This window comes from Candidatus Nitrosarchaeum limnium BG20 (assembly GCF_000241145.1).
Lineage (GTDB): Archaea > Thermoproteota > Nitrososphaeria > Nitrososphaerales > Nitrosopumilaceae > Nitrosarchaeum > Nitrosarchaeum limnae.
In genome coordinates this window covers 1-8,364 of sequence record NZ_AHJG01000273.1, presented here as the reverse complement: position 1 = coordinate 8,364, position 8,364 = coordinate 1, and the positions used below count along the sequence as shown (strand labels likewise).

Genomic DNA, 8,364 nt, shown 5'->3' with positions numbered 1-8,364 from the left:
CCAGACTGCATTAGTACGATAATTAATCCAGGAAATGCATCATTCATCACAATAGATGCAATTATTGCAAGTGTAGCTACAATATCAGATGCAAAATGTCTACGAGTCATACCATGAATTGTTCCATAGACAATCGGGGCTCCACCTATCAACAATGTCACAAACCAAATCCAATGACCGGTTTCAGCATTGTCAATACCCCAATGAATATACTGCCTATCAACAGGCCGATTCCTGCAAAAAAAGGAATTGGGTATCGCCTTACAAAGGTCATAATTTTAAATAATTCAGAATCAGCATTATTTGTCATAACTTTGGATAACCCATAATCAAATAAATTATAAGTATATTTTAATCCAATTTACAATCACCAAAACAGATTATCAAAATCACATTTTCTTTATTTGATATCATAATCTAATGTATTGAATTTTCATGTTCTTGTTTTAGTTGTAATATGACTTAGGTCATGGCAATTATCATCATTGATATTTTATTAGATATTGATATAGTAAAAAGATCACAGATGCTGTATGAAACACAAAAGACAGCCAAAAATTTTAAGAGACACCCCAGTGGAATTAGAATCAATAACAAAGATCCCAATTACAATTTCTCCAAACACCAGCATATTAGATGCAAGAGACATTCTACTGCGGTATAGAATTGGAAGATTAGTTGTTAAATTAGGTAAAAAAGCAATAGGAATAATCACTGAAAAAGATATTGCAAAGAGTGTTTCAATATTCAGTGGAAAACCAATAGAAAAAATTCTGGTAAAAGATGTAATGTCAAAAGATCTAGTCACAGTTCCTTCAACCTCGTCAATATATGACTGTGCAAAACAAATGATAACACACAACATAAGCTCAATAATCATAAAGGATAAGAGAGAGAATTTAGTCGGAATAATTACAAAAACAGACCTTGTTTCTACTTTTTTGGCTCAGAGTACCGCATCATTGAGTATCTCAAAAATTATGACAAAAAAAGTAATCACAGTTTCTCCGGAAGAGTCTGTATTTGAAGTTCAAAGTGTTTTATTTAATAATAAAATTAGCAGGGTAGTTGTTACAAAAAATAAGAGACCTGTTGGGATTATCACATACAGAGATTTCATTCCTGCAAAAACTTTTGATTTACAAAAAGAGTTTACAGATCCAACGGAACAAGATGAAATATCATCCAACCCACAACTAAATGAATTCAATGTAAACCAGATGAGTTATTTGCTTACATTTTCTGCAAAAGACATCATGACAAAAGAACTCGTAATAACTTATCCAGATAATGATGCATACACTGCAGCAATTCTAATGATACGACATGGAATAAGTGGCATTCCGGTTATTTTGAATCAAAGATTGGTTGGGATTATAACAAAATCAGATATTGTTAATGTGTTAGCATTAAAAGGAAAACTGAACTAATTTTTCAATATGGGATTCAGTCTTCAGCCATATCCCAGTTAGCAATTTCACAGCCAAGATATCATTATTTGAAATTGCATTTATTCCTTAAGTCTTAATTTGAAAATCAGGTTAAAAAACAAACTCAAATCTTTTTTCTTTGTATGTGTGATTTAGTTTTCCCACTATCGGTATTTTTGCCCCACAATACTTGCATTGATTGTAATCATCAAGATTCCATTCCAATATATCAAAATTATATCGCCGTACAGCAATTTTTTTACATTCATGGCAATAGGTATGTTCTAATGGATGACCAGGAACATTGCCAACATATGCATATCTAAGACCTTCTTTTTTTGCAATTTCATGATGTTTTTCTAATGTAGCAACAGGGGTTGGTGGAAATTCCATCATTTTGTAAGATGGATGAAATTGTAAAAAGTGAATAGGCATATCAGGACCAAATTCATCATAGACAAACTTGCAGAGTTTTTTTGCATGCTCCAAATCATCCCCTACTTCTGGAACTACCAAATCTGTTATTTCAACATGAATTTTTGTTTTGTCTCGAATTTCTAGCAGTGTGTCAAAGACAGGTTGTGAGTTTGGAATTCCAATATACTTTCTAACAAATTTTTCTTCTCCGTTTCCCTTAAAATCAACTGTAATACTATCAAGAAATTCATTCATCATTGAAACTGATTCAGGAGTTCCATATCCATTTGAAACAAAAATGTTAAACAATCCATTTTTTCTTGCCAATACACCACAATCTCGAGCATATTCCAAAAAAATACTGGGTTCATTGTACGTGTATGCCATACCATTACAACCAGTTTCAAGTGCCTTTTCTACCACTTTTTCAGGTGTGATGTCAACGCCTTCTATTTTTCGCCTTTGACTAAGATCAAAATTTATGCAATATTTACATAACCAATTACATCCAGTAGTCCCAATTGAAAATATTTTACTTCCAGGCATAAAATGAGTTACAGGTTTTTTCTCTATTGGATCAATATGGGCTGCAGCAACTTTACCATATACATAAAGAACTAATTTTCCCCCTTTATTTCCTCTGATTCCACATAAACCAATTTGATCCTCTCCAAGTTCACAATATCTAGCACACGCTAAACATCTTACTTTATGATTTGGCAATCTCTCATAAAGAACAGATTCATTTTGCACAATACAATATTATCAATTTACAACATTAAATCAGCATATAATTATCAAACATGGTAATCATAAAATACAACTTATGATTCAATTAACAGAAGTTTGATGTGACAAATCAGATATTTATCGAGTCTGTAAATAACATACCTACATTTAAGAAAAGATTTGAAATCGTAGAAAGAAAAGGAATTGGACATCCAGATACTATTTGTGATTTGGTGATGAATCAAATATCTGTGGATTTATCTAAATTGTATCTTAAAGAGACAGGTGCAATTCAACATCACAATATGGATAAAGCTCTGTTAGTAGCAGGGCAAAGTGAAAGTAACTTTGGAGGTGGCAAAATTATAAAGCCCATAAAGATGATTTTAGGGGACAGGGCAACATTCGATGTTGATGGAAAAAGACTTCCAATAGGAGAGATTGCAATAAACAGTGCGAAGAGGTGGTTTGAAAAAAATATAAGATTTGTAAATGAGGAGCATGTGAAATATCAGATAGAAATAGGAGTCACCTCAAAGGAGCTTAGTTCCATATTTGAAAATCCTAGTTCGTTTGCAGCTAATGATACATCGGTACTTGTAGGATATGCACCATTTACAGAAACTGAATCAATTGTATTAAACACAGAGCAACATATCAATTCAAAACAATTCAAGGATGATTTTCCTGAATCAGGTGAAGATGTCAAGGTGATGGGATTCAGAGATACTAATCATGTCGATCTTACCATTGCAACAGCATTTGTAGATAGATTTGTCTCATCTGAGAATCAATACTTTCAAAAAAAAGAAGAGATGCTACAAGAAATAGATGGATTTCTAAAAAAGAATTATGACATGAAAATAACTGCAAAGATGAATTGTCTTGATTCTAAAAACAAAGGACTGTCTGGTCTTTATTTGACAGTTTTAGGTACTTCTGCTGAGGGTGCAGATTCAGGTCAGGTGGGGAGAGGAAACATGGCAAGTCGTGTGATTTCTCCTAGTAGACCAGCAGGATCTGAGGCAACTGCAGGCAAAAACCCCATAAGTCATATTGGTAAAATATACAATGCATTATCATTTAAAATTGCAAATGAAATACACACCAAAGTATCTGGGTTGGATGAAGTATGTGTATGGATGTATAATGTGATTGGAAGTCCAGTTAACAAACCAAGAGCAGTAATCGTACAGCCTATAATCACAGGGCAATTGGGGAATACAGAAAAAAATCAAATCAACGAGATAGTTGAAAAAAATTTAGAAAACATACAAGAGTTTTGTAATGAATTAATTTCAGGGAAATACCCAATAGCCTAAATGATGTTTATCTAATTTGATGTTGATTAATTCTAAATATCTTCACTTGTTTTGCCTAAAAATGGCACAAATACGTAGCCTGGCTGATTTTTAATTTCTATAATCCCGGTGGATGTTTTTTTTAGCAATACCATTGATTGTGGATATCCCCCTACGGGTGCAATCAACAATCCGTTTATTGATAATTGTTCAAGTAGTGAGTCTGGAACTTTTTTACATGCGGCAGTAATTATGATTCTATCAAAAGGGGACTCTTCTGGAAATCCAAAACTACCGTCTCCTGAAATTACTTTGGCGTTGGTGATTCCTAATTTATCGAGATTTTTTTTGGCAAATTCTGCAAGTTCTGAATGTCTTTCAACAGAATAAACCATGCCACATCCTACCAAATAAGCAAGAATTGCTGTTTGCCAACCAGAACCACTTCCAATCTCTAGAATTTTTTGTCCTTCTTCGACATCTAGCCATTCAGTCATTCTAGATACAACTGAAGGTTGTGATATTGTTTGATTTTTCATAATTAATATTGGGGAATCATCATATGCTTTTTTTATTAATGTGATTGGTACAAATTCATGTCTAGGTGTATTTCTAATTGCTAATTCTACTTTTTTATCATTGAGAAATCCTGATTTTTTCATAACTAAAATTAAATTATCTAATTTCTGTTGGTAATTTTCATTTGTTTTCATTTTGATTAAAACTTGTTCAAAGTAATTATTTCACAAGCATTATTATCAAAACTGGAATTTGTCCTAGTTGTATTTAGTTATATTTTGTAAATTAACTTGATGAATTTGGAGGATAGTTTTCTAAATTTTGACTTTGAGACTATGGTAAAATTGTTACTGGCAGTTGGGCTAGGTGCAATAATTGGATTTGAACGTGAATTAAAACACAGGCCTGCAGGTCTGAGAACTCACATGTTAGTAAGTCTGGGCGCAACTGTATTTACTGTGATTTCACTTTCATTTGATGTAGATCCCGCAAGGATAGCTGCAGGAATTGTCACTGGAATTGGATTTTTAGGAGCAGGCAATATTATCGCTCAAAGGGGACACATAAGAGGAGTAACTAGTGCAGCTACACTTTGGGTTGTAGCGGGCATAGGTCTTTGTGTCGGTGTAGGACAATATGCCATAGCTGTCATTAGTGCACTACTTGTTTTTGCAATATTGCAGCTGGGCAGAATTGAAAAACGAATAGATCCTGAAAATAAAGAATATGATAATTTGTAGTATTTTCCAATATTTTCGGTTATCAAGTCCGTTGAAAAAGTTACATCGTAAAGATACAAGGAAATTTGCATGACTGAATGGATGTATCACATATGTCTAACAAAAAGTAAAATAAAAAAATCAGATTGTCTTCATCTTTGTATCCCATGTTATGATAAAGTTTTAGAATTAGAAAAGACAAAACCATACAAAATTACAAAAAACCAGATTGCGAGGGGTTTAAAAGATGAATTATAATTTTATGTTTATACTTACACTGAATATTTAACATAAAAAATATTTTTAAAAAATATTTGTCCATATTTTCAAAAATGAAAATCATGTATTCGTCATAAATACACATTTTAGATCAAATCATCATGACTCAAGTTGGGACAACTTCAGATGGGGTACCAATAATTTTACTTAAAGAAGGTACCAAACAATCACGTGGGAGAGATGCTCAACGAAATAATATTCACGCTGCAAAATTAATTGCAGAGATAATTCAGACAAGTTTAGGTCCACGAGGAATGGACAAGATGTTAGTTGATTCACTTGGAGATATAACAATTACAAATGATGGTGCAACCATCTTAAAAGAAATTGATGTACAACACCCAGCTGCTAAAATGATGGTCGAAGTGGCAAAAGCTACTGATAGTGAAGTAGGCGATGGTACAACATCTGCAGTTGTCCTGGCAGGGGCATTACTTGAAAAAGCTGAATCATTAATTGATGATGAGATCCATCCAGTAATAATTGCAGATGGTTATAAAAAAGCCTCAAGAAAGGCAATTGAGTTTCTAAGTGAAATTGCAATAAAAGTAGACCCAAAGGACAGAAAAATTTTAGAAAAAATTGCACATACTTCTATGCAAACAAAATTGGTATCACTGGATGCAACCGATCTTGCAAAACTGGCAGTTAGTGCAGCATTATCAGTTATGGAAGAAAAGAGTGGATTTTTTAAAGTAAATCTAGAAAACATAAAGGTAGAAAAGAAGACAGGGGGTTCAGTTTCAGACAGCGAATTAGTTAGTGGAATAATACTCGATAAGGAAATTGTTCATAGTGGAATGCCTCGAAAAATTGAAAATGCAAAAATTGCTTTAGTTAGTGAGGCATTGGAGATTAAAAAAACAGAGTTTGAAGCAAAATTAAACATCTCAAGCCCTAATCAAATTAAATCATTCATGGAAGAAGAGAGTCAGATACTCAAAGAGATGGTTAAAAGTATTAAGTCCATTAATGCTAATGTCGTTTTATGTCAGAAAGGGATTGACGACATTGTTCAACATTATATGAGCAAAGAGGGAATACTTGCAGTAAGACGCATCAAAGAAAGTGACATGTCCAAATTAGCAAAAGCAACAGGTGGAAGAATAGTAGGTAATGTAAATGATCTAAGTAATACGGATTTAGGCTCTGCACAAAATGTAGAAGAAAAACGAGTAGAGGAAGACAATTGGGTTTTTGTGGAAGGATGTAAAAATCCAAAGGCAATCAGCATCTTAATTCGAGGTGGATCTCAGCGAGTAATAGATGAAGCTGATAGATCAATGCATGATGCATTAATGGTGGTAAAAGACGTAGTTGAGAATCCAAAGATTGTTTATGGTGGCGGTGCACCAGAATCTTTTGTTGCACTCAGACTTAGAGATTGGGCAAAGTCCCTTTCTGGAAGAGAGCAACTAGCAGTTGAAAAATTTGCTGACGCTATGGAATCCATCCCACTTGCTCTTGCAAGAAATGCGGGAATGAATCCCATAGATTCAATCACTTTACTAAGATCAAAACAAAATGCAGGTGAAAAATTTACTGGTGTGGATGTCATTAACGGTATAATCGCCGATTTTGAAAAACTTGGAGTAATTGAACCACTCAAAGTAAAAGAACAGGTCATAAAGTCAGCCACAGAAACTGCAAACATGATATTAAGAATAGATAGTGTTGTAGCAGTATCAAGATCAATGCATCCAGAACCCCAACAAGGCATGCAATCTGGTGGCATGGGGATGTATTAGTCAGAAAAAGTCCAACAGTGTATGTAGATTCTAGATTATAAACAATTACAAAAAAATTCAGTTCAAACAGAAGATATAATTAATCTAATTCATCCAAATATACTTCATCTGAATTTTCATTTAGAGTTATCAATTCTAAACTTGTTCCATGACATTGGGGACAGCTAGATATTATGGCTACGCCTGCTTTTTTTGAAAAAACATTTCCACATAACTTACACACACGGAGTTCACTCAGAGTTGTCATGATATGTATTAACAATTATTTTAAATAAATACTGTGTTGAATTCTGATATTGATAATATTCATTTTATTGGAATGAACAAAAACTAAAGAGATGAAACAGATAGAATATGTATTGATGATTGGAGTCGCTTTGAGCGGAAAGACTACCTATAGGAAAGCAAATTTCAATTATGAAGTTATAGCATTATCATATTTTAACAATAACAGAAAAAAAGAATTGGAATACATTGAGAAATGTCTCAAAGATGGAAGGAGCATCATTGTAGACGATACGAATCTAACCGTATCAATACGAAAGCAACACATAGATCTTGCAAAGAAATTCAATGCTAAAGTGAGAGGGATATTTATGAATACATCCACGGTATTACTTGAACAAAGACAAAAGCGTAGACGTGATTCAATTCCATTATCGGTGATTTACAAACAGATCAAAGAACTTGAGGTACCTACCATGGAGGAGGGTTTTGAGGGGTTAATCGTAAAAAAAGACTATGAATATCCAAAAAGTACCTAATTTTGTTTATAATATCAAAAATATATTTAATTAATTAGAGAATAAAACAACATTATCTAATTAACAATCCAACACAATTATCAAAAACAGGAATCAGAATAACACTAATCTAAAGAACTGCCATCTAGATTATAATTATGAATCCTGAAACTCAGAAAAAAATTGATGAGATAATGTATGAAACAAATGAAAAGATCTCAGCAATTGTTAATGAAATAAGAGATATTCGATTTTCTAAAATGAGTGAAAGTGAAAAACAACTCAAATGCGATAAGCTCAGATTGGAATTTGAACAGGTCATGATTGAAGAAGAAGAAAAAGTAGTAAAAGTGATGAAGGAATACCCATGAAAATTAATGAGATTGATCCAGACTATGAAACAGTAAAAATTGATCAGATTGGTGTAATTGATTCTCTTACAGGAGAAGTTGTGTTTAGAGACGAAACAGTAGAATTTA

11 protein-coding genes are annotated in these 8,364 nt (G+C 33.0%); 8 read left to right on the top strand and 3 right to left on the bottom strand.

Features of this window, described 5'->3' with window-relative positions; genetic code table 11:
- Positions 1-203: 203 nt before the first annotated feature.
- Together BG20_RS13795 and BG20_RS09695 are read left to right on the top strand one after the other, a co-directional pair.
- Entirely contained in the window at positions 204-329 is a 126-nt protein-coding gene (locus BG20_RS13795; RefSeq protein WP_256359099.1) for a hypothetical protein, read from the top strand.
- A gap of 204 nt (positions 330-533) precedes the next feature.
- Positions 534-1,430, top strand: coding sequence for a CBS domain-containing protein (locus BG20_RS09695; protein ID WP_010194578.1), 897 nt, complete (start codon positions 534-536; stop codon positions 1,428-1,430).
- A 111-nt stretch (positions 1,431-1,541) separates the two neighbouring features.
- On the opposite strand, the gene amrS is transcribed toward BG20_RS09695, so the two are convergent.
- The gene (amrS, locus tag BG20_RS09690) at positions 1,542-2,600 is read right to left on the bottom strand and encodes an AmmeMemoRadiSam system radical SAM enzyme (RefSeq protein ID WP_010194576.1); all 1,059 of its coding nucleotides are present in this window, start codon (positions 2,598-2,600) and stop codon (positions 1,542-1,544) included.
- A 98-nt stretch (positions 2,601-2,698) separates the two neighbouring features.
- On the opposite strand from amrS, the gene BG20_RS09685 reads away from it, so the two are divergent.
- Positions 2,699-3,898: a methionine adenosyltransferase gene (locus tag BG20_RS09685; RefSeq protein WP_010194575.1), complete on the top strand. Its 1,200-nt coding sequence runs from the start codon at positions 2,699-2,701 to the stop codon at positions 3,896-3,898.
- 32 nt (positions 3,899-3,930) lie between these two features.
- On the opposite strand, the gene BG20_RS09680 is transcribed toward BG20_RS09685, so the two are convergent.
- Positions 3,931-4,590 carry a protein-L-isoaspartate(D-aspartate) O-methyltransferase gene (locus BG20_RS09680; protein ID WP_010194574.1) on the bottom strand — a complete coding sequence of 220 codons (660 nt, stop codon included), beginning with the start codon at positions 4,588-4,590 and terminating at the stop codon, positions 3,931-3,933.
- Positions 4,591-4,689: 99 nt separating this feature from the next.
- On the opposite strand from BG20_RS09680, the gene BG20_RS09675 reads away from it, so the two are divergent.
- The 3 genes from BG20_RS09675 to thsB all read left to right on the top strand — a co-directional run bounded on the left by BG20_RS09675 (position 4,690) and on the right by thsB (position 7,142).
- Positions 4,690-5,136 carry an MgtC/SapB family protein gene (locus BG20_RS09675; RefSeq protein ID WP_010194573.1) on the top strand — a complete coding sequence of 149 codons (447 nt, stop codon included), beginning with the start codon at positions 4,690-4,692 and terminating at the stop codon, positions 5,134-5,136.
- A 69-nt stretch (positions 5,137-5,205) separates the two neighbouring features.
- Positions 5,206-5,373, top strand: coding sequence for a hypothetical protein (locus tag BG20_RS12455; RefSeq protein ID WP_157999290.1), 168 nt, complete (start codon positions 5,206-5,208; stop codon positions 5,371-5,373).
- Between the two features lie 122 nt (positions 5,374-5,495).
- Positions 5,496-7,142 (top strand): thermosome subunit beta, encoded by a 1,647-nt coding sequence (gene thsB / locus BG20_RS09670; RefSeq protein WP_010194571.1) that lies wholly within the window; start codon positions 5,496-5,498, stop codon positions 7,140-7,142.
- Between the two features lie 79 nt (positions 7,143-7,221).
- Here the strand turns inward: thsB and BG20_RS12800 are convergent, their stop codons facing one another.
- A complete protein-coding gene (locus BG20_RS12800; RefSeq protein WP_007401958.1) occupies positions 7,222-7,389 on the bottom strand; it encodes a hypothetical protein in 168 nt (55 codons plus the stop codon).
- Between the two features lie 91 nt (positions 7,390-7,480).
- On the opposite strand from BG20_RS12800, the gene BG20_RS09665 reads away from it, so the two are divergent.
- Positions 7,481-7,906, top strand: a complete 426-nt coding sequence (locus BG20_RS09665; RefSeq protein ID WP_010194568.1) for an ATP-binding protein — start codon at positions 7,481-7,483, stop codon at positions 7,904-7,906.
- A gap of 137 nt (positions 7,907-8,043) precedes the next feature.
- Entirely contained in the window at positions 8,044-8,256 is a 213-nt protein-coding gene (locus BG20_RS09660; RefSeq protein WP_010194565.1) for a hypothetical protein, read from the top strand.
- The last annotated feature ends 108 nt before the right edge of the window (positions 8,257-8,364 follow it).